This window comes from Halomonas sp. AOP22-C1-8, assembly GCF_052378905.1.
Lineage (GTDB): Bacteria > Pseudomonadota > Gammaproteobacteria > Pseudomonadales > Halomonadaceae > Vreelandella > Vreelandella citrativorans.
Map to the genome: position 1 here is coordinate 32,835 of NZ_JBQSYD010000005.1, position 19,886 is coordinate 52,720.

General features: G+C 54.8%; 15 protein-coding genes and 5 tRNA genes. 4 read left to right on the forward strand and 16 right to left on the reverse strand.

Annotation, left to right across the window (positions count from 1 at the left end; genetic code table 11):
* Positions 1 to 56: 56 nt before the first annotated feature.
* The 5 genes from lnt to miaB all read right to left on the reverse strand — a co-directional run bounded on the left by lnt (position 57) and on the right by miaB (position 5,610).
* Positions 57 to 1,529, reverse strand: coding sequence for an apolipoprotein N-acyltransferase (gene lnt, locus ACT3TY_RS04120; RefSeq protein WP_444627428.1), 1,473 nt, complete (start codon positions 1,527 to 1,529; stop codon positions 57 to 59).
* Between the two features lie 37 nt (positions 1,530 to 1,566).
* Positions 1,567 to 2,454 carry an HlyC/CorC family transporter gene (locus ACT3TY_RS04125; RefSeq protein ID WP_193053079.1) on the reverse strand — a complete coding sequence of 296 codons (888 nt, stop codon included), beginning with the start codon at positions 2,452 to 2,454 and terminating at the stop codon, positions 1,567 to 1,569.
* Between the two features lie 171 nt (positions 2,455 to 2,625).
* Entirely contained in the window at positions 2,626 to 3,090 is a 465-nt protein-coding gene (gene ybeY, locus ACT3TY_RS04130) for an rRNA maturation RNase YbeY (protein ID WP_444627429.1), read from the reverse strand.
* The gene (locus tag ACT3TY_RS04135) at positions 3,087 to 4,178 is read right to left on the reverse strand and encodes a PhoH family protein (RefSeq protein WP_172117135.1); all 1,092 of its coding nucleotides are present in this window, start codon (positions 4,176 to 4,178) and stop codon (positions 3,087 to 3,089) included. The genes ybeY and ACT3TY_RS04135 overlap by 4 nt, the downstream gene beginning before the upstream one ends.
* Before the next feature lie 88 nt (positions 4,179 to 4,266).
* Positions 4,267 to 5,610, reverse strand: a complete 1,344-nt coding sequence (miaB, locus tag ACT3TY_RS04140; protein WP_444627430.1) for a tRNA (N6-isopentenyl adenosine(37)-C2)-methylthiotransferase MiaB — start codon at positions 5,608 to 5,610, stop codon at positions 4,267 to 4,269.
* Positions 5,611 to 5,793: 183 nt separating this feature from the next.
* On the opposite strand from miaB, the gene ACT3TY_RS04145 reads away from it, so the two are divergent.
* The 3 genes from ACT3TY_RS04145 (at position 5,794) to ACT3TY_RS04155 (ending at position 6,121) form a co-directional block, all read left to right on the forward strand.
* Positions 5,794 to 5,869, forward strand: a tRNA-Asn gene (locus ACT3TY_RS04145).
* 46 nt (positions 5,870 to 5,915) lie between these two features.
* A tRNA-Asn gene (locus tag ACT3TY_RS04150) sits at positions 5,916 to 5,991 on the forward strand.
* Positions 5,992 to 6,045: 54 nt separating this feature from the next.
* Positions 6,046 to 6,121, forward strand: a tRNA-Asn gene (locus ACT3TY_RS04155).
* A gap of 271 nt (positions 6,122 to 6,392) precedes the next feature.
* Here ACT3TY_RS04155 and ACT3TY_RS04160 read toward each other — a convergent pair.
* Entirely contained in the window at positions 6,393 to 8,480 is a 2,088-nt protein-coding gene (locus ACT3TY_RS04160; protein WP_441679067.1) for a carboxy terminal-processing peptidase, read from the reverse strand.
* A gap of 137 nt (positions 8,481 to 8,617) precedes the next feature.
* Between ACT3TY_RS04160 and ACT3TY_RS04165 the strand changes: the two genes are divergently transcribed.
* On the forward strand, positions 8,618 to 9,922 hold the full coding sequence (locus tag ACT3TY_RS04165) for a M18 family aminopeptidase (RefSeq protein WP_444627431.1): 1,305 nt from the start codon (positions 8,618 to 8,620) through the stop codon (positions 9,920 to 9,922).
* 72 nt (positions 9,923 to 9,994) lie between these two features.
* On the opposite strand, the gene ACT3TY_RS04170 is transcribed toward ACT3TY_RS04165, so the two are convergent.
* The 10 genes from ACT3TY_RS04170 to ACT3TY_RS04215 all read right to left on the reverse strand — a co-directional run bounded on the left by ACT3TY_RS04170 (position 9,995) and on the right by ACT3TY_RS04215 (position 19,765).
* Positions 9,995 to 10,071 (reverse strand) — tRNA-Met (locus ACT3TY_RS04170).
* A gap of 76 nt (positions 10,072 to 10,147) precedes the next feature.
* Positions 10,148 to 12,361, reverse strand: a complete 2,214-nt coding sequence (locus ACT3TY_RS04175; protein ID WP_444627432.1) for a cation:proton antiporter — start codon at positions 12,359 to 12,361, stop codon at positions 10,148 to 10,150.
* A gap of 185 nt (positions 12,362 to 12,546) precedes the next feature.
* On the reverse strand, positions 12,547 to 13,638 hold the full coding sequence (gene ychF, locus ACT3TY_RS04180) for a redox-regulated ATPase YchF (RefSeq protein ID WP_192527536.1): 1,092 nt from the start codon (positions 13,636 to 13,638) through the stop codon (positions 12,547 to 12,549).
* Positions 13,639 to 13,720: 82 nt separating this feature from the next.
* Positions 13,721 to 14,302, reverse strand: coding sequence for an aminoacyl-tRNA hydrolase (gene pth / locus ACT3TY_RS04185; protein ID WP_087106784.1), 582 nt, complete (start codon positions 14,300 to 14,302; stop codon positions 13,721 to 13,723).
* 196 nt (positions 14,303 to 14,498) lie between these two features.
* On the reverse strand, positions 14,499 to 15,131 hold the full coding sequence (locus ACT3TY_RS04190) for a 50S ribosomal protein L25/general stress protein Ctc (protein ID WP_444627434.1): 633 nt from the start codon (positions 15,129 to 15,131) through the stop codon (positions 14,499 to 14,501).
* A gap of 96 nt (positions 15,132 to 15,227) precedes the next feature.
* The gene (locus ACT3TY_RS04195) at positions 15,228 to 16,169 is read right to left on the reverse strand and encodes a ribose-phosphate pyrophosphokinase (protein WP_018916716.1); all 942 of its coding nucleotides are present in this window, start codon (positions 16,167 to 16,169) and stop codon (positions 15,228 to 15,230) included.
* A 57-nt stretch (positions 16,170 to 16,226) separates the two neighbouring features.
* A tRNA-Gln gene (locus ACT3TY_RS04200) sits at positions 16,227 to 16,301 on the reverse strand.
* A 30-nt stretch (positions 16,302 to 16,331) separates the two neighbouring features.
* Positions 16,332 to 17,207: a 4-(cytidine 5'-diphospho)-2-C-methyl-D-erythritol kinase gene (gene ispE / locus ACT3TY_RS04205; RefSeq protein ID WP_444627436.1), complete on the reverse strand. Its 876-nt coding sequence runs from the start codon at positions 17,205 to 17,207 to the stop codon at positions 16,332 to 16,334.
* Between the two features lie 55 nt (positions 17,208 to 17,262).
* On the reverse strand, positions 17,263 to 17,904 hold the full coding sequence (gene lolB / locus ACT3TY_RS04210; RefSeq protein ID WP_087106778.1) for a lipoprotein insertase outer membrane protein LolB: 642 nt from the start codon (positions 17,902 to 17,904) through the stop codon (positions 17,263 to 17,265).
* 82 nt (positions 17,905 to 17,986) lie between these two features.
* Positions 17,987 to 19,765, reverse strand: a complete 1,779-nt coding sequence (locus tag ACT3TY_RS04215) for a tetratricopeptide repeat protein (RefSeq protein WP_444627437.1) — start codon at positions 19,763 to 19,765, stop codon at positions 17,987 to 17,989.
* Positions 19,766 to 19,886: the final 121 nt, after the last annotated feature.

Consider the following 19,886-nt stretch of genomic DNA (forward strand, 5'->3'; position numbering starts at 1 on the left):
CTATGCCAGCCAGAATCAAAAAAGTGCTCTATTGTAGCGTGTCATGTTGAAGGTTCCTATCGACCGCGACAACGTGTCAAGCGAAGGCCAGGTAGCAGCATTAGCCCCGCTAGTAGCCATGCAGGCCAGCTCCCGGTGCGGGTAAAAGGTGTTAACCCCTCCATCGCATAGAACTCACCCACTAACGCTGTCGTTTCAAACTGGGGCGCTTGAGCAACGATGCTTCCGTGGGCATCAATAATCGCTGTAACGCCGTTACTGGTGGCGCGTATTACATAGCGACCATTTTCAAGTGCTCTAAGTCGTGCCATTTGCAAATGCTGGAAAGGGCCAATGGAGGCGCCAAACCAGGTGTCGTTGGAAACCGTCAGCAGCACATCGCTGTCCTGAGCGCGACGCGCCACAAGCTGCGGATAGATGATTTCATAACAGATCGCGTTGCCCAGGCGAATGCCGGAGGCCTGCATGGGCGTCTGATGCGATGCGCCTTTGGTAAAGCTCGACATCGGCAGGTCAAAAAAGTCGATAGCACCGCGCAGCACGCTTTCAAGCGGTAGGTATTCGCCAAAGGGCACCAGGTGCTCTTTTTGATAACTGCCTTCAACGTTGCCAATGCCCACCACGCTGTTGTAGTAGCGGTTAGCCTCATCCAATTGAACGATGCCTGTCACCAAGGCAACGCCTGGCGGAAGGTTAGCCTGAACGCGCTCCAGGACCGGACGTGCCTGAGTTTCCGTCATGGGAAGTGCGGTTTCTGGCCAGATAATTATGTCAGCCTCATCGGCGACTTCAGCGGTCAGTCGGCTGTAGGTATTCGCTGCGATGCGCTGGCCGTCTGGCGTCCACTTTAGCAACTGCGGGAGGTTGCCCTGAAGTAAAGCAACCCGAGTCGGTGTGCTGGAAGGGGTGGTCCACTGTGCAGGCAAGGCCAGCGGTATCAGCCAGATCGCCAGTAACGGGGCCAGTGCCCACCACTGGCGGCGCAGAAGCACGTTAGCTGCCAGTGTGCCGCTAAGCACCACCAGCAGGGAAAGTAGGTAGACACCGCCAATTGGTGCCCAGCTTGCCAAGGGTGAATCGACATAGCCTGAGCCCATTAGTAGCCAAGGGAAGCCTGTGAACAGGTAGGTGCGCAGCACTTCACCCAGCACCCAGGCACCGGCAAACGTTAGCCATGCCAATCGGGGCGTGGTAAAGCGCCGGTAAAGCCAGAAGGTGCCCGCATAAAAAAGGGCCAGTACGGCGACAAAAAGTGCGGTCAGCAACACTGCCAGCGGCACGCCGGTATAGCCGTAATCATGAATGGAGATATAGACCCATGAGGCGCCGCTGGCAAAGAGTGCAATGCCATAGAGCCAGCCTTTAAGCGCTGCCTGGGCAGGCGTTAAGGTATGAATCCCTACGTAAAGCAGGGCAATCGCCACTGGGCCAAGCCACCATAGTTCAAATGGTGAAGCGGTTAGCGTGGTAAAGCCGCCCGCAACCAGGGCCAGTAACAGTTGAAGCATAAAGGCGGGTGTTGGCCCCATGAAATATCCTGTCAATACGTGGTTAATCGGTAAGCTACTAGTCGTTTTTTTGAGGTTCGAGGCTCTCGCCATCGCTTTCACGATAGGCCTCTAATAAGCGGATGCGCCGGTTATCAGCATTCAGGATGACAAAGTGCCAGCCGCCGAAGCGAGTATGCTCGCTGCGCCCGGGCAAATGACCAAATTGCTGCATCACCAGGCCGCCCACGGTATCGAATTCATCGTCAGAGAATTCGGTGCCAAAGCGTTCGTTAAAGTCTTCGATGGGGGTGAGGGCGCGAATAGCAAAGTGGCCGTTTTCCAGCGTGCGGATATCGTCCTCTTCGTCGGTATCGTGCTCGTCTTCAATATCACCCACGATTTGTTCCAGAATGTCTTCAATCGTAATAATGCCGGCAGTACCGCCATACTCATCTACCACAATTGCCATGTGGTTGTGCGTATCACGAAACTCTTTGAGCAGGCTGTTAAGCCGTTTCGACTCTGGAATAAACATGGCCGGACGTAGAACATCTTCCAGTTTGAAGGCATCCCGGCTTTCCTGGGTTTGCGACAGTAAAGGAAGCAAGTCTTTTACCAGCAATATCCCTTTAACATCATCCAAATTCTCGCCAATCACAGGATAACGGGAGTGACCGGTTTCCTGGATAAGCGGTAAATAGCCATCACGCGTTTGGTCCAGCGTTATGGCCGATACCTGAGAGCGGGGTATTAATACTTCTCGGACCTGTCGATCGCTAATTTCAAGCGCACCTTCAATAATCATGATGGCGTCCTGATCCAGCTTCAGTTTCCCAGCGGTATGGCGTAAAAACGTCATCAGTTCAGCGCGTGAACTGGGTTCGTCGGTATCTCCGGTAAGGGCGCCAAAGAGTTTCTCGAGCCAGGATTTTTGATTAGGATTGCTCGATCGGTCTTCGCTCATGCGTCAAATCTCTTGTTTACGGGGCAGACAGGTGTCGTAACGTGCCTAAATCTAGTATCAACAAAAAACAGGGTGCCAACAAGGCGGTGTCCCCCTGGTACAGGGCGCTATGTTGCACTATGCCTCTTGCCTTGCATCAATGAACGGTTTCTTCCCTGCGGGTTGTCAGTGTCATGGCACATGGTAAGGGTCAGAGATGCCCAGCTCAGCAAGCAGCGTACGCTCTAGCTGCTCCATCTCTTCTGCCTCCTCATCTTCAATATGGTCATAACCCATTAAATGAAGCGTGCCATGAACGACCATGTGCGCATAGTGATGCGCTAACGGCTTCTGTTGCTCGTCCGCCTCTTTTACCACAACGGCATGACAAATAATCAAGTCGCCGAGCAGCGGTAGCGTGAGCCCCGGCGGGTTTTCAAATGGGAACGATAGCACATTGGTGGGCTTGTCTTTGCCGCGATAATCGCGGTTTAAGGCTTGGCTTTCTTGCTCGTCCACAAAGCGGATCGTAAGCTCTTGGCGCTCATCATCCGGGTGATGAGAAAACACACAGCCCACCCAGTGGGTGAGCTGTTCAAGCGTGGGCAGCAGCGGTTCATCAATAGCGGCCTGTCGATCAATCACGATATTGTTCAACGTGATGTATCTCCCCATCGTTCCTGAGACTGTTCGCGCCCTTGAAGGCGTGCCTCGCGCTCTTGCTGGCGTACTTCACGGCGGGCACGCTCTTCCACTTCCTGCTGCGACTCGAATTCGTCGTAGGCTTCGATAATGCGCTGCACCAAGGGGTGGCGTACGACATCCTTGGCGGCAAAGTGGGTAACGCCGATGCCAGGCGTATCTTTCAGTACGTCAAGCACTTGGGACAAGCCAGAGCGCTGCCCGCGAGGAAGGTCGACCTGGGTGATATCCCCGGTGATCACGGCCGTTGAGCCAAAACCGATCCGGGTCAGGAACATTTTCATCTGCTCCGGCGTGGTGTTCTGGCTTTCGTCCAAAATGATGTACGAATTATTCAGCGTGCGACCGCGCATATAGGCCAGCGGCGCTATTTCAATCACTTGGCGCTCGATGAGCTTGGCCACTTGTTCAAAACCGATCATCTCGTACAGCGCGTCGTACAGCGGGCGCAGGTACGGGTCGATCTTTTGGGCTAGATCACCAGGCAAAAAGCCGAGTTTTTCACCCGCTTCAACCGCTGGGCGTACCAGTAAGATGCGGCGCACTTCCTGCTGGTTAAGCGCTTCAACCGCTGCTGCTACCGCCAGATACGTTTTGCCGGTGCCAGCTGGCCCGATACCGAAGTTAATATCGTGCTCGCGGATGCTGGTGACGTAGCGCTGCTGGTTCAAGCCGCGCGGCTTAATCATGGTGCGCGGCGTGCGCATTACCACGTCATCGGGGCTGCCTTCTCCGTCCTGCTCGTCTTCTAGTGCTTCCAGGCCAGACTCTTGCAGGAACAGGTGCACGGTATCTGCCGAAAGATCATCCACCGCCGTTTCGCGGTAGAGGTGCTCAAGCACGTTAGCCGCCGCTTTGATGCGGTTGGCAGCACCGGCCAGCTGAAACATATTGCCCCGGTTGCGCAAAGTCACGTCCAAGCGGCTCTCAATCAGCTTTAGATGCTCGTCCTGCTGGCCACTTAGGCTGGCAAGCCGCTGTGGGTCATTGGGTTCAAGGCTTAGGGTGATAATGCGATTGGCCTGAGGTGATGGCTGGCTCAAGAGTAGGAAATCCGTCAGTTAATGTGTGTAGACACCCAGCTTACTGCCCCAACCGGGGTTGGGGCAATTACCTAAGATAAGATAGCGGTCAGTAACGCTCGGGGGAGGCGAGCTCGCCGCGCAGCGAGTTGGGGAATGCCTCAGTGATCTCAACATCCACAAAGTAGCCGATTAGCTCGGTAGGGTTGGCCGCACGGAAGTTAACCACGCGGTTATTCTCCGTACGCCCAGAGAGTTGGCCGGGGTCTTTAGGTGAAAAGCCGGTGACCAGAATGCGCTGGGTAGACCCCACCATGCGGCGGCTGATCTGGGCCACATTCTGCAGAATGCGCTCTTGCAGAATCGCCAGACGCTGCTTCTTGACGCTTTCTGGGGTGTCATCCGGCAGGCCTGAGGCGGGGGTGCCCGGGCGCGCCGAGTACACAAAACTAAACGAGTGATCGAAGCCAATCCGGTGGATCAGATTCATCGTGGCTTCAAAGTCTTCCTCGGTTTCACCTGGGAAGCCGATAATGAAGTCCGATGAGAAGCTGATATCCGGACGGTTAGCGCGCACGCGCTCCATCTTCTCAATGTACTCTTCGGCAGTATGGCCACGCTTCATGGCGCTGAGAATCCGGTCGGAACCCGATTGCACCGGCAGGTGCAGGTGGCTGACCAGTTCCGGGATGTCTGCAAATGCATCCACCAGGCTGTCGGTGAACTCAACCGGATGCGAGGTGGTAAAGCGTATGCGGTCAATGCCATCTACTGCAGCGATGCAGGCAATCAGCTCGGCAAGATCAATTTCATCACCGTCGTCGTTGTCGCCTCGGTAGGCGTTAACGTTTTGGCCCAGCAGGTTGACTTCGCGTACCCCTTGATCGGCCAAGTGGATAACTTCATCCATCACCTTCTCAAACGGACGCGAGACCTCTTCTCCGCGGGTATAGGGCACCACGCAGAAGGTGCAGTATTTGGAGCAGCCTTCCATGATCGAGACAAAGGCCGTGGCGCCATCTGACTTGGGCTGGGGCAGGTGATCAAACTTCTCGATTTCCGGGAACGTTACGTCTACGGCGGCAATTTGATTGTTGCTGCGCGCATCCAGCATGGAGGGCACACGGTGCAGCGTCTGCGGGCCGAAAATCATATCCACGAAGGGCGCACGCTTACGCAGCGCATCGCCTTCCTGGCTTGCCACGCAGCCGCCTACGCCAATTACCAGGTCCGGGTTGGCGTCTTTTAGCTTTTTCCAGCGCCCCAGCTGATGAAACACTTTCTCCTGCGCCTTCTCACGAATTGAACAGGTGTTAAGAAGGATGACATCGGCTTCCTTCTCATTATCGGTGAGTTCAAGCTGGTGAGATTCACCGAGTAGATCCGCCATACGGGAGGAGTCGTACTCGTTCATTTGGCAGCCGTGCGTTTTGATGAAGAGCTTCTTCGCCATCGGTACCTGTCGTCTATGGGTCGTCGGGGGACGAGGAATGAATGGGGTATCGTTTTAGTAGCGTAGGCTACTGTTGAATAATCCTATTATACGGGCACAAGAAACCGGGGGCTAGCATTCCCCAATAATCGATACTTGACCTTAGTCTCTAAATCAGTATACTACGCACCGTGTTTGAGAAGTTCCTCGATAGCTCAGTTGGTAGAGCAAATGACTGTTAATCATTGGGTCACAGGTTCGAGTCCTGTTCGAGGAGCCAGCACTTTACAGGTTGGTTCTGCTTAAAACACAATAGCTTAAGATGTTCCTCGATAGCTCAGTTGGTAGAGCAAATGACTGTTAATCATTGGGTCACAGGTTCGAGTCCTGTTCGAGGAGCCAAGCTGACTATTTTACTACCTGTTTTGGCATAGCCTGCTATAGGTAGCGCGTTATTCCTCGATAGCTCAGTTGGTAGAGCAAATGACTGTTAATCATTGGGTCACAGGTTCGAGTCCTGTTCGAGGAGCCATCTACTTGCCTTTTTAGATTCACAGTGTGCTTCTTTTGTGCCTGGTTCTGAAAAGCGTGCTGCGGTCTGTTTTCTAGCTCCCCTGATTTTTATCAAACCTTTATTACCTCTTTAAGCCTTTATCGTCTCCAAGTCGTTATTAACCCCTGTAAAATTATTGGCCCCGCTGCCTAACGGTATTGGGTTGATTTCGTGTATCTGGCGGGTCAGAAGTCATGCGTAAAAAAACGCCGACCTAAAAGGTCGGCGTCATACAGCGATCAATGGTTATTTAGCGTGTCGCCATTCGCTGGGCTTGTTGAAATTGCGCGTAATCCAGCAGGATTTCTGCGGCTTCTAGTACGGGAGCGCGATCAGCGGGCATGCCTTCATCCTCTCCGTTTTCGTCAGCATCGTCACTGGGTTCGCTGCTCTCCAGGCGTGCATCCATCCACTCGTCTAGTTCTGGCAGTTTGAGTGCCCGGCGACGTTGGTTCTCTAGCGAAAGCTGCTCGGCCTCTTGGGCCTCAAGCTCACGCTGGCGCTGCTCGCGGTTCAGGCTCACGCTGGTGTGCTGCTCACGTAGCTGGCGGGCCAGCGTGGACTGGCGCTCAACATAGCGGAAGTTGGGGTTCTCTTTGGCGCGCGCTGCGTGTTGGGTGTTCAGTGCGTCTATAAAGGCTTCCGGCGTTCCGTAGCGACGGTACTGAACATCTTGAACAGTATCCCAGCCAAGGGCGTTATCCAGGCTGCTTTCACCGATCCGTTCTGGGTCGATTAAGCTCGGGAAGCTAATGTCAGGCTCAACCCCACGGTTTTGCGTGCTTTTACCGGTGATGCGGTAAAACTTGGCGCGGGTCAGCTTGATCTGCCCATGGCTTAGGTCGTTCAGCGTTTGTACGGTACCTTTGCCAAAGGTTGATGAGCCTACTACCAGGCCGCGACCATAATCCTGAATGGCGCCTGCAAAGATTTCCGAGGCAGAGGCGGAAAGGCGGTTAACCAGCACGGTCAGCGGACCATCGTAGAGTGTGCCTGCGCTGGTATCGCCATAGAGCTGAATGCGCCCTTGAGCGTCACGTACCTGTACGGTGGGGCCTCGGTCAATAAACAAGCCAATCAGCGAGTTAGCCTCTTGAAGCGCACCGCCGCCGTTATTACGCAGATCCAGCACAATGCCTTCTACGCCTTGCTCTTTTAGGCGCTCGACTTCACGGGCGACATCGCGTGTGGTGCTGCGATACTCCTCTTCGCCCGCCTGCCAGGCGTCAAAATCAACATAGAAAGTAGGAATGTTAATGACCCCAATGGGATGGGGTTCACCGTCTCGCTCAACGTTGATCACTTCGCCATGGGCTGCCTGGTCTTCAAGGCTTACCGTATCGCGGGTGATCTCGACAATATGCGAGCGGGTCATGTCCACCGCTTGGGCGGGCACGATATCCAGGCGGACGACGGAGCCTTTGGGGCCACGAATCAAGTCAACGACGTTGTCCAGGCGCATGCCCACAACGTTGACCATTTCGCCCTCTTCCTGGCCAACCGCAATGATGCGGTCGGCAGGTTCCAGGACATCTGCACGGTCAGCGGGGCCGCCGGGCACCAGGCTTGCTACTTTCACGTATTCGCCATCGGCCTGCAGTAGCGCGCCAATGCCTTCCAGCGAGAGGCTCATCTGGATGTCAAAAGATTCGCTTTGGCGTGGTGAGAGGTAGCCGGTATGTGGATCAATCGTGCTGGTGACCGCTGCCATTATCAAGCCGAAGACATCTTCTGATTCGGTTTGGCGTAGACGACTAAGCTGGCCTTCATAGCGCTGGCGCAGGTTGTCGACTATCTGCTCGTCATCCTGGTCGGTAAGCGCGAGCGTTAGCGCGTCATTTTTTAACCGCTTGCGCCACAGCTCATCAAGTTCGCTCTCGCGGGTGGCCCAGGGAGCATTTTCGCGATCAACTTCCAGGCGCTCATCGCTATCAAAGCTAAACGATAGGCCTTCATCAAGACGTGCAAGCAGCCATTCAACCCGCGCAATATTACGCTCGCTTAGCTGGTTATAAAGCGCGTAAGCATCATCCAAATCGCCGTTAAAGAGTGCTTCAGCCATATCATTTTCATAATGGCGGTAGGGCTCTATATCGCGATTCAGTAAATAAGCGCGTTGACCATCGAGGATATCCAGGTAGCGTTGGAAGGCCTCCTGTGACCACTGCTCATCAAACGTTATGTTGGCGTAGTGGCCGTAGCGGAGCGCATCCGCAATTTCTACTGCCGCTTGGCGTTGTTCGTCGGTCGGCGCAATTTGTGCCATAACTGCCGGGCTGGTAACGACCAGCATCACGGCAAGGGCGACCGAGCGCGAAAGCGTTGCAAACAAGCTCATCAGTCAAGCTCTCCCGGATTTGTGTACACTCATTCTTCCCTAGACCTGCTTGTGACCTATGTGTTGCATAGGCCAGGGGGCATTGTAGCAGGTCGTTTGCTCTATGAGACTCAATCATTACTGTTATGAGGATTTCCATGTCCGAAGCTTTCAACGCCGATCGGCTAACGCGGTTATGTGATTTTCTGCGCCAGTCGCCCACACCTTGGCATGCAACGAAGGCAATGGCCGAACGCTTGGAGAAAGCAGGTTTTCAGCGCCTCCACGAGACAGCTAATTGGCAGCTGGCGCCTGGGCAGCGCTATTACGTTACGCGCAATGATTCTTCCATTATCGCCTTTCAGTTGCCAAGCGATACGCTTAAAAGCTTGCGTATGCTGGGCGCGCATACGGATAGCCCCGGATTGCGCTTAAAGCCCAACGCCACTCAGCACTCTGCAGGTTGGTTGCAGCTTGGCGTGCAGGTGTATGGGGGCGTACTGTTGGCGCCCTGGTTTGACCGTGATTTAGGATTAGCCGGGCGCGTACATGTGCGCCATGCGGACGGGCGGCTGGAAAGCCTGCTGCTGAATGTTGACCGGCCTATTGCGATGGTGCCGAACCTGGCCATCCATCTGGATCGCGACGTGAATTCGGGCCGTGCTATTAATCCGCAAACGCAAATGGCGCCGGTACTGCTGCAAAGCGATAGCACCAAGCTTTCTGAATTGCTAGCTGCTTGGCTTGAGGAGCAGCACGGTGTGCGCTCCGCTGAGGTGGTGGATTTTGAACTGGGCTTTTACGATGTGCAGCCGCCTTCGCTCGTAGGAGTGAAGCAAGAGCTCATCGCCAGTGCGCGGCTGGACAATCTGCTCTCCTGTTTTATTGGCATGGAGGCCTTGCTCGAAAGTGATGGTAGCCAGGGGGCGTTGTTAGTGGCGAACGATCACGAAGAGGTGGGTAGTGCGAGCGCTTGTGGTGCGCAGGGGCCGTTCCTGGGCGATGTGCTTAAGCGCATCAATGCGCAGGTAGGAGAGGGCAGCGAGGAGTCGCTGATTCAGTTGATTCAGTCATCGCTGATGATTTCCTGTGACAATGCGCATGCGTTGCATCCTAACTTTCGCGATAAGCATGATGAGCAGCATGGCCCCGCCATTAACGGCGGCCCGGTTATCAAGGTGAATGCCAGCCAGCGCTACGCCACCAATAGCGTAACCGGTGCGCTATTTCGTGATGTGTGTCGCGAAGCCGACGTGCCGGTACAGTCATTTGTGACGCGGGCGGATATGGGCTGCGGTAGTACCATTGGACCGATTACGGCGACGGAGCTGGGCGTGCCTACGCTGGATATCGGCGTGCCACAGTGGGCCATGCACTCTATCCGTGAAACGGCGGGTACGCGTGACGTGGAATACCTAACCCGAGCATTGAAAGTGTTTCTGAATCGGCCGACGCTTGGTTGATGCGCACTAGATAACGCCCAACAACGAAAAAGGCCCGCTGACTAAGTCAGCGGGCCTTTTGCTATTCGGTGTTGGTGGCTACGCCCTGATTTGAACAGGGGACCCCATCATTATGAGTGATGTGCTCTAACCAGCTGAGCTACGTAGCCTTTCAACGGGGGCGTATATTAACAGCTTTTTTCCGCTCGTCAATATTTTAACGTAATAAGCGCGATGCCCAGGTAGTTACTCGTTGTCTTTTTGAGGTTGTTTGTCTGGTGGCGTTACATTGGGTAGGGAGTGGCTGTTCCCTGATGGCTTGTCAGTGAACTTGTGAGGGGGCTTGGGAGAGTGCTTGGGAGAGTGCTTAGGAGAGTGCTCGTAATCGTGCCCGGAAAGGCTGGGACGGTCAGTTGCCTTGTGCCAAATGCGATGTAAACCACGCTGTATATCGTCGAAAACCTGTTGAGAGATTAAGCGGTCTTTTACCATTTCTTCCATGCTTTCAGCACTTCGGCGCAACGCATAAAGGCGTAACATGCGCTGCTCAAGTTGGTAGGCGTGACGACCGAACTTTGCTTCCGTCTCACGTATTGCTTGATCGACAGCGCTGATCCTTATATTGAGTACCTCATCAAGTAATTCAGCCATGCGCTGACCGAATAGCGGGGTTAGCCGCTGTGTCGTGTAATGGTGCAACTCTTCTAGTACCGCCCTGTGGCAAATTAATAGCTCAAAACGGTTAGATAGCAGACGTGTCAGCGGCCAGCGAATCCTCATATGCTGGTGAAGAAAGGTGCACAGCTTAATCCAGCGAGTGTGAGAGGTTATTTTCCGTGTTTCTCTGTTATAACCCAAGCGGCCCTCTGAGCGAGCCGCATCAATGGTTCTGCCGCTGGCGCGCATCATCGTATCCAAGTTATGGATGCTGGTGACGCCGTTTCCGTAGCGCGGAATAAGATCGCGCTCTCGAACAGCCAGCGTCACCAGCGCAATTGCCATACGGTCTCGCTCAGGTAGCGCTTGATCAAGCGCGAAAGGGGCCGTCTCGATGGCCATATCGCGACGAAATTTAGCAATGACATCATCGGTGATGGAGGGGGCAATGTTGAAGTTCTGCGCTGTGCGTTGTACCGCGCTTTCAACCTCAATGGTCGAAAGATGAATAGCCTGTTGCTGAAGCGCTTTGTCATAAGGGTTTAGCTGATCAAGCTTTAGCTTGCGAATGACCGCCTGAAGGCTGGTTCCATTAACCAGTAGGCTGAATAGTACAAAGCCGGTGGCCAGGATAGCGACAAAATGGCGAATGTCTGCTGAAAGCGCTGTTTGCTCTGCAACGCCAAGCGCAAGTACGAGTGTGACCGCGCCACGTAGTCCTCCCCAGGTGATAGCCAGCTTATAGCTTGCGCTGATCGGGGTTGAAAGCTTGAGTCGATTCAACAGCGGCAGAAAGCCAAATAGAACGAGGAGGCGTGCCAGTAAGGTCGCCAGAATAATCGTTACGAGTAAGGGTAGCCACGCAAGAGTCATCCCTTCCAGCATTTTTGGCACTTGCAGCATGGCGAGCAAAAACACCATGGCACCCGCGACGGAGGCAATTTGCACCCAGAGAAGTTGCAGGTATTCCCAATTGGCGGGCGACGTCCGCGTTCTGCCTAAACCGTTGAGCACCAGGCCTGCGGCTACGACAGCGACAACCCCCGAAACACCGAAACTTTCGCCCAGCAGGTAGGTGGGGTATGGCAGAGAAAGCGTGATGGCTATCTGCGCTTTGCCATCGTTACCGATAAGAGCGAGTGCCTCTGCACCGATACGCCCGACGATAGCGCCAAGGATCAAACCGCCACCCAGGGATAACGCTAGCATCCCGGCCACCTGTAGCGCAGTGGTAGCGACATGGTCGGTAAGTGAAGCGAGTAGCACGCTGACAATCGCGATTGCGGCCGCATCATTTAGCAGGCTTTCGCCTTCCACTAGACGGATTAGCCGTGGAGGTGCTCCAACGTTACGGAAAATGGCAATGACGGCGGATGGGTCAGTTGTCGCGATGACGGCGCCAAGTAACAGCCCAACAGGCAGTGCTGCTGCGCCTAGCAGCCATATAGACAGGCCCACCATACCTGTAGCAACGAAAACAGCCACTACCGCAAGGAGTAAAATAGGTGCTGCATCAGGCACCATTTCACGAACATCAACACTGAGCGCTGCCTGGAACAACAGCGGGGGGAGGAAGATCCACAGATATATTTCAGCAGGTAAGGATGCTGATAAGAGAGGATCAAAGAGATCTATGGCAGGCCACAATGTCGACAGGGTCGCGTAAGAGAGCCCCAGGGTGATGCCTGTTAACGCCAGCAGCGTCGCTTCAGGAAACGCCGTACGCGCAGAGAGCCGTTGCACCAGCGCAATGATCATAAGCATCAGGCTGCCAAGTAACAGCACTTTGTACAGTGTTTCCATAGGTATCAGCTTCCGGTTGAATAAGCTCGGATGCCTCAGTATTAGTCGGCTGGGCGTAGGATGCCACTGAAAAATTAAGAAAAAAGAGGTAGGGGCGTTGCCTGAAGGCGGCAGATGAAGAGACAAATTGCCATGGGCGCAGGAGTGCGCCCATGGCAGGAGCTAGCAGGTTACGGGGTGGTCAATTAAACATTAAACCGGAAGTGCACCACATCACCATCTTTCACAATGTACTCTTTGCCTTCCAGGCGCCATTTGCCCGCATCTTTGGCACCTTGCTCACCGCCCAGTGAGACAAAATCGTCATAGGCGATCACTTCTGCGCGGATAAAGCCTTTCTGGAAGTCGGTATGGATAGCGCCAGCAGACTCAGGGGCCGTAGCACCCTGTTTTACTGTCCATGCGCGGACTTCTTTTACGCCTGCAGTGAAGTAGGTTTGCAGGCCCAGTAGGGCATAACCTGCGCGAATAACGCGGTCAAGGCCGGGCTCTTCCATGCCCATCTCACCCAAGAACATGGCGCGTTCTTCATCTTCCAGCTCAGCGATTTCAGCTTCCAACTGGTTGCAGACGGGCACTACGACCGCGCCTTCTTCGGTAGCGATCTCTTCAACGATATCCAGGTAAGGATTGTTCTCAAACCCGTCTTCATTGACGTTAGCGATGTACATGGTGGGCTTTAGGGTTAAAAAGCCAAAGCTTTTCACCTGACGCTTTTCGTCTTCATCCAGACCGAAGCTGCGCAGTGGGTGGCCTTCGGCCAGGTGCGGCTCAATCTTGTCGAGGATGGCTTTGGTCGCGATGGCATCTTTATCGCCGCCTTTAACCGAACGCAAGAGCCGCTGACTGGCCTTCTCAACGGTGTCCAGGTCCGCTAGGGCGAGCTCAAGGTTAATCGTTTCGATGTCGGCGCGAGGATCAACCTGGTTGGCAACATGGATAACGTTGTCGTTATCAAAGCAGCGCACCACGTGGGCAATCGCTTGGGTTTCGCGAATGTTGGCAAGGAATTTATTGCCCAGACCTTCACCCTTGGAGGCACCTGCCACCAGGCCCGCGATATCGACAAACTCCATGGTCGTGGGCAGGACTCGTTCAGGTTTGACGATCGCTGCCAGCTTATCCAAACGTGGGTCAGGCATGGGGACGATGCCTACGTTGGGTTCTATCGTACAAAACGGGAAGTTTTCCGCATCAATGCCTGATTTTGTCAACGCATTGAAGAGCGTGGATTTGCCTACGTTGGGTAGGCCGACGATACCGCAGTTAAAGCCCATAAATTCATTCCTGGCCGCTAGGCGCGCGCTAACGAAAGGATGTGTTCAGCGCGGGTCTAAAGTGAAAAAAAATCGATAGTAACTATTTTACGCTATGCAGGCGATTCATGGCTTTAGCCCAATCGCCATCAAGTGCAAGCGGGAGTGTGGCTTCGCATTCGTTAAGCACATGATCAATGGCCGCCTGCTCGTCTTTGCCGGGTCGACCAAGCACGTAGTGAGTTACCTGACGTGCCTCACCAGGGTGACCGATGCCGATGCGTAGACGGTGGAACTGCTTTTGATTGCCAAGTGCGCTGATGATATCGCGCAGGCCGTTATGACCACCGTGGCCACCGCCTGTCTTATAGCGCGCCTGCCCCGGGGGGAGGTCTAGCTCATCATGAGCGACCAGTAAATTCTCGGGGGCAAGTTTAAAAAACTGGGTAAGCGCTGCCACAGAGGCACCGCTTCGGTTCATGAAGGTGGTAGGGTTGAGCAGATGAAGCTCGTGGTCGCCCACGCGGGCCTTGGCATACAGGCCGAGGAATTTCTTCTCCGGGCGCAGTTCGGTATGGGCGCTGCGCGCAATGGCATCGACCAGCCAGAAACCCGCATTGTGCCGGGTGGCATCATACTCGGCGCCGGGGTTGCCTAGTCCTATCAGGGCCGTTACCTGACTCATTGACCTACCTCCAAAAAAATCCGGGCGTATTCTTGACGTCGTGCGTCATTGACGGCTTGAGGTGCAGTTGCAAAAAGGCAAGTCGCAAAAAAGATCAAGCGCCGAAGCGCTTGATCTTATCATTCCCGGGTCATACGGGTATGGCCCGGGCCAGGTACGTATTCAGCCATGAAGGCGATGCGCACCCTTATCGGCCTTACTCAGCGCTGGTGCTTTCTTCGCCTTCGCCTGCTTCTTCGTCATTACGTACTTTAACTTTCGTAATGCTGAGAATGGCGTTGTTGTGTTCCTCACCGTGAGACAGGTCAACGGAGGAAACGCCCTTCGGCAGTGCCAGGTCAGACAGGTGCAAAATCGTGCCCAGCTCAACCGCGGAAATATCAACTTCCAGGTAGTCAGGCAGGTCTTTCGGCAGGCAGCTGATAGCAACTTCGTTAGCCAGTACGTGCAGTTCGCCGCCCTGGTCTTTGATGCCCACACACTGCTCTTCGCCGATTACGTGAAGCGGTACGTTCATGGTGATTTCATGAGTAGCGTCAACACGCAGGAAGTCAGCGTGAGTCAGAAGCGGCTTGTAGGGGTGACGCTGAAGATCACGTACCACTACTTGCTCTTCTGTACCATCGATAACCAGCTTGATTACTGAGGAGAAGAAGACTTCGTCTTCAATCGCTTTGTAGAAAGCAGTCTTTTCTACAGAGATTGATTGCGCGCCTTTTTCACCGCCGTAAACAACGGCCGGTACTTGTTGGTTCGCACGACGCAGGCGGCGGCTCGCACCTTTCCCCAGGTCGTTACGAACGCTGGCTTTCAGGATAAAATCAGACATGTAATTTGCCTCTTGGTTTAAGTAAGGAAACGCCGCCGCCCGCGACCAGACGACGACGCTCCCAAGGCCCCAGAAGGGGGCTATATCGTTAGGCGATCAGTGGAACATCGCGCTAACAGATTCTTCGTTGCTAACCCGGCGGATCGCTTCTGCAATCAAACCGGCAACGCTCAACTGACGAATTTTTCCACTGCGACGCGCATGGTCGGCAAGCGGAATAGTGTCGGTCACGACAACTTCGTCCAGTACAGAGTTGGTGATATTGTCAACGGCAGGGCCGGACAAGATCGGATGTGTCGCATAGGCCACTACGCGTGCAGCGCCATGATCTTTCAGTGCTTCACCGGCTTTGCAAAGCGTACCAGCGGTGTCGATCATGTCGTCAACGACTACGCAAGTACGGCCTTCAATTTCACCGATGATGTGCATCACCTGAGCCTGATTGGCTTGGGGGCGACGCTTGTCGATAATCGCAAGATCAGCATTCAGCTGTTTGGCGATAGCGCGAGCACGAACGACACCGCCTACGTCGGGTGAAACCACGACCAGGTCAGCGTAGTTTTGGCGCTCGATATCATCCAGAAGGATCGGCGAGCCGTAGACGTTGTCTACCGGTACATCGAAGAAACCCTGAATTTGGTCGGCGTGCAGGTCCATCGTCATTACGCGATCAACACCCGCTTTTACCATCATGTCCGCAACCACTTTAGCGGAAATAGGTACACGAGCAGAGCGTACACGGCGGTCCTGACGTGCATAGCCGAAATACGGCACGACCGCCGTAATCCGCGCCGCTGAGGCACGACGCAGAGCATCAACCATCAGGATCAGCTCCATCAGGTTGTCATTCGTCGGTGCACAGGTGGACTGGAGGATAAACACGTCCTTACCGCGCACGTTCTCATTGATCTCGACTGCGATTTCGCCGTCGCTAAATTGGCCAACCGTGGCATTACCCATGCGGCTGTCCAAGCTCTCGGCAATTTTTTGAGCGAGTTCGGGATTGGCGTTCCCGGTGAAAACCATCAATTTTGACACGCGCAGCCACCTTTGCAGTGTTTGGAATCAGGGGAGAAAACGCAGATCATGTCAGGTTGGCTGGGGTACCAGGATTCGAACCTGGGAATGCCGATACCAAAAACCGGTGCCTTACCACTTGGCGATACCCCAGCAATAACCTAATGCGATGACCGGGCGCTTTCAGCAGCCCAGAGCATCTTGTAGGGGAGAGGTGTTCAGTCCGCGTGCGACCCATGTCGGCCAGCGTTGACCTGCCAATTCAGCGACGGTACGTGCGGTTTGTTCAGACTCAAACGTCGCAAACAGACAAGCGCCAGTACCGGTCAGCCGAACAGGTGCATACTGCGCGAGCCAATCAAGCGCTTCCGCCACCAGCGGATAGCGTTTTTTAACGATGGCCTCGCAGTCGTTACGCCACTCAGACGCTCCCCCCTGCAGTGCGCGCGCCATAGTAATGGGGCGGCTGTCGCGTGTCAATTCCGGGTCCTGGAAGATCAGGGGGGTTGAGACACTCACTTTCGGATGAATAATCACAAACCAGGGCGTATCCAGCGTCACGGAGGTCAGCTTTTCACCGATACCTTCAGCCCAGGCGCTGTGTCCATAAATAAAGACCGGGACATCGGCGCCAAGCTGCAAGCCCAACTTGGCCAGTGCCGCCGCTGAAAACCCTAATTTCCACAGCTTATTTAACCCCAGTAACACGGTGGCAGCATTCGAACTCCCTCCGCCAAGCCCGCCTCCCATCGGGAGCTTCTTCTCTATGGTCAGCGTAGCCCCTGGCATAGCCCTTGGGATAGCTCCTTGCGCAGTGCCTGCTGAGCGCTGAAGTAGGCGGGCTGCGCGAACCATCAGGTTGTCATCGTGAGCCACACCGTTTACCGGAGTGGCGAGCGTGATATCGCCGTCATCGCGCAGGGTGAGTGTGAGCTGATCACTGATATCAACGATTTGAAACAGGGTTTGTAACTCGTGGTAGCCGTCGTCACGACGGCCCACAATGTGCAGCATGCGATTGAGCTTCGCAGGTGCGGGAAGTGTTAAAGAAGCAGACATTAAAGCTCTCACGTGACTTGAATTAGGCGCGACAACTCAACGGGCGCATAAACCGTTATTGAGAGCGCCACTGGTTAACGACCAGGGTGATGCGTACATCGTCATAGTTCATCACCAGGCGGCGAGGTAGCCACATACCTTCAACCTCTTCCCAGTCGCGGTAATCAATTTCCCAGCCATCCTGCTGCATGTGCTGCGGAAAGCCCAGCTCGTCGGTTTCCAACTGATAACTTGCATGTTCACCGGGCAGGCCGCGCACCCAGTCAGGCATGGCGCTAACTGGAAGCGACCAGCCTAACTGCTCTTCCATCAGTGCTTCCGGTGTTTCTGCTTCAAATCGGCCATCACCCGTGGTTAGCGAGAAGCGACCTTCACGACCTTCAAGTACGCTGCGGCCCCCGCCAAACGGCCCGCTGATCAGCATGCGAAAATAGTGGGGGTGTTGGCTCCAGTCCAGGTTGGCGCTCTGATTCTCTTGTGGTGTGCGAAGGCCTGCTTTGCCGATCAACGTCCAGGTATCAAAGGCGTCAATATCCGCTTGCTGGCGTTCCCATTGACCTGCTTGGCGGCCACCTTCTTCCATCGGGCCTTGCGTCGCGCACCCGGCAAGTAGCAGTAACGCTATGCTGGCAAGAAAGAGGCGAGGGGCGCGTGCAGTGCTGGTAAAGCGCATAAAAGTGGGCAGTGTGTTCAACATAACAGGCTCCATGTCAATGTGTTGAAAAGGTAATGGCAGCATCTTAATGGCGTATCGAGCATAAAGGGAGGCGCCAGCCCCGTTAGGGAGCACCTGACGGGGTTAGTTCAGGATGACGTTCAAGTAACGCGTCAACCTGCGGGTGACGCGTTGTGCTATCAAGCACCATTTGGATTAACGTGCGAGCCTCATCGCTACGACCAAGGGCATGTAAGACTTCGGCCAAATGAGCGGCCACTTCCTGGTCGGGCATCTGGTTATAGGCACTTTCAAGCCAGGCAAGCGCTTCTTCATTTTGGCCCAGTCGGAAATATACCCAGCCCATGCTATCAAGTATCGCCGGGTTGCTGGGGTCTTCTTCGTAGGCGCGCTCAACCAGCTCGCGGGCTTCTTCCATGCGTCCTGGCAAGTTAAGATCTGCCAAGGTATAGCCCAGTGCATTTAAGGCATTTGCGTTGTTGGGTTCAATACGCAAAAGCTGACGTAAATCTTGCTCCATTCCTGGGAAGTTGCCTCTCTCCCAAGAGCGCATGGCGCGTAAATAAAGCAGGTTAACGTCATCTGGTGTGCGAGCCAATTCGCGGTCAAGTAACGCTAGTGCTTCATCGGGCGCGTTCAGTTCGTCCAGCAGCTGCACTTCAAGGGCGACCAAGTCGCCAAAGTAATTTTCATAGCGCATTCGCTCAATGCGTAAAAAAGCCCGCGCATCCATCACACGGTCATCGTCAATCAACATTCGAGCGGCGGCCGCCCGGGCGGGTAAAAACTCGCCTCCCTCGCTTACCTGGCGGTAGTAAAGCAGTGCGTTATCGGTATCGCCTTGGGACTCCGTGATAGCGCCCAGCAGGTAGTAGGCAAGATCGGGAACGTTGTCCTGGCTTGTGAGTGGCTGCAACAGGCGGTAAGCAGGCTCGCTGTAGCCTTCCTCAAGGTAAAGTTGCGTTAGGGCCAAGCGTAAACGCTGGTTACCGTCATGGCTTTCCAGTAGCGCATCCGTTTGTACTTCTGCGGCGGCAATATTATTCAAACGAATTTCGGCTTGAGCCAGCAGCAGCGTAAACCGTACGTCATCGGGGACAATGCTGGCGCCTTGTTGCGCGGCTCGCCTGGCGGTGTGTAGATCGCCAGCTTCGAGCGCCAGTTGCGCTTGGGCAAGCCAAAGCGTCGCCGATTCTGGCGCTTGCTTTGCAACGTCGTCCAGATGCGCTTGCGCTTGGCGGGTATTGCCAAGCGCTGATTCAAGTAGCGCAGTGGCAAGCAAGGCATCGCTATGATACTCAAGCTGCTCTGCACTGGGTTGAGCCAAGTGGGCGCGCATCGACTGGGCCAGTAAGTTGAGCGGTGCGCTCCCTTCCGTGATAGCGATGTCGACGAAGGCCGTTAGCTCGCCATTGCCGCCTGCTTGAGTGATCGCTAGCCGCTGTTCAAGGCTGTCCAGCCAGTCACCTCGCTGCAAAGAGATCGCAGCCAGTAGCTGGTTGGGCGCTTCTGCCGAGGGGGCCAGCTCACGCCAACGCAGTGCGGATGCCTCCATTAACGCTACATCGTCACCAAACCGAGCCGCAAAGGTGGCGCGTTCGGCCAGCGCCGGAGCGCTATAACGTTGCGATGCCTCCAGGTAACCTTGGCTGGCAGAGCGGTAATCGCCACGTTGGCCCGCTAATTCCGCCGTAAGCAGCGTACGTAGCCCATCGGCGTCCAGACCACGGGTAATAGGTGGGGCCGACTGCATGGGGTCAGAAGCTATCAGGTCTGGCAAGCCGCCTTTATAAGAGGGTGCTGACTGGCAGCCGCTCAGGAATACCACGGTGGCGGCCAAGGGCAGTAGGGATGAACCCAATTGTAGTGAGCGAAGGGGCATGCGTCTCTCATTTTAGTGGCCGAGCGTTCAGCATAGCGGCTTGGCTGGCTGCGGCAAAGTGATGTACGCCAGATGTTAGTGTGCTGTGATAGAATAGTCGGCCTTGAAAGGCTGGCAGATA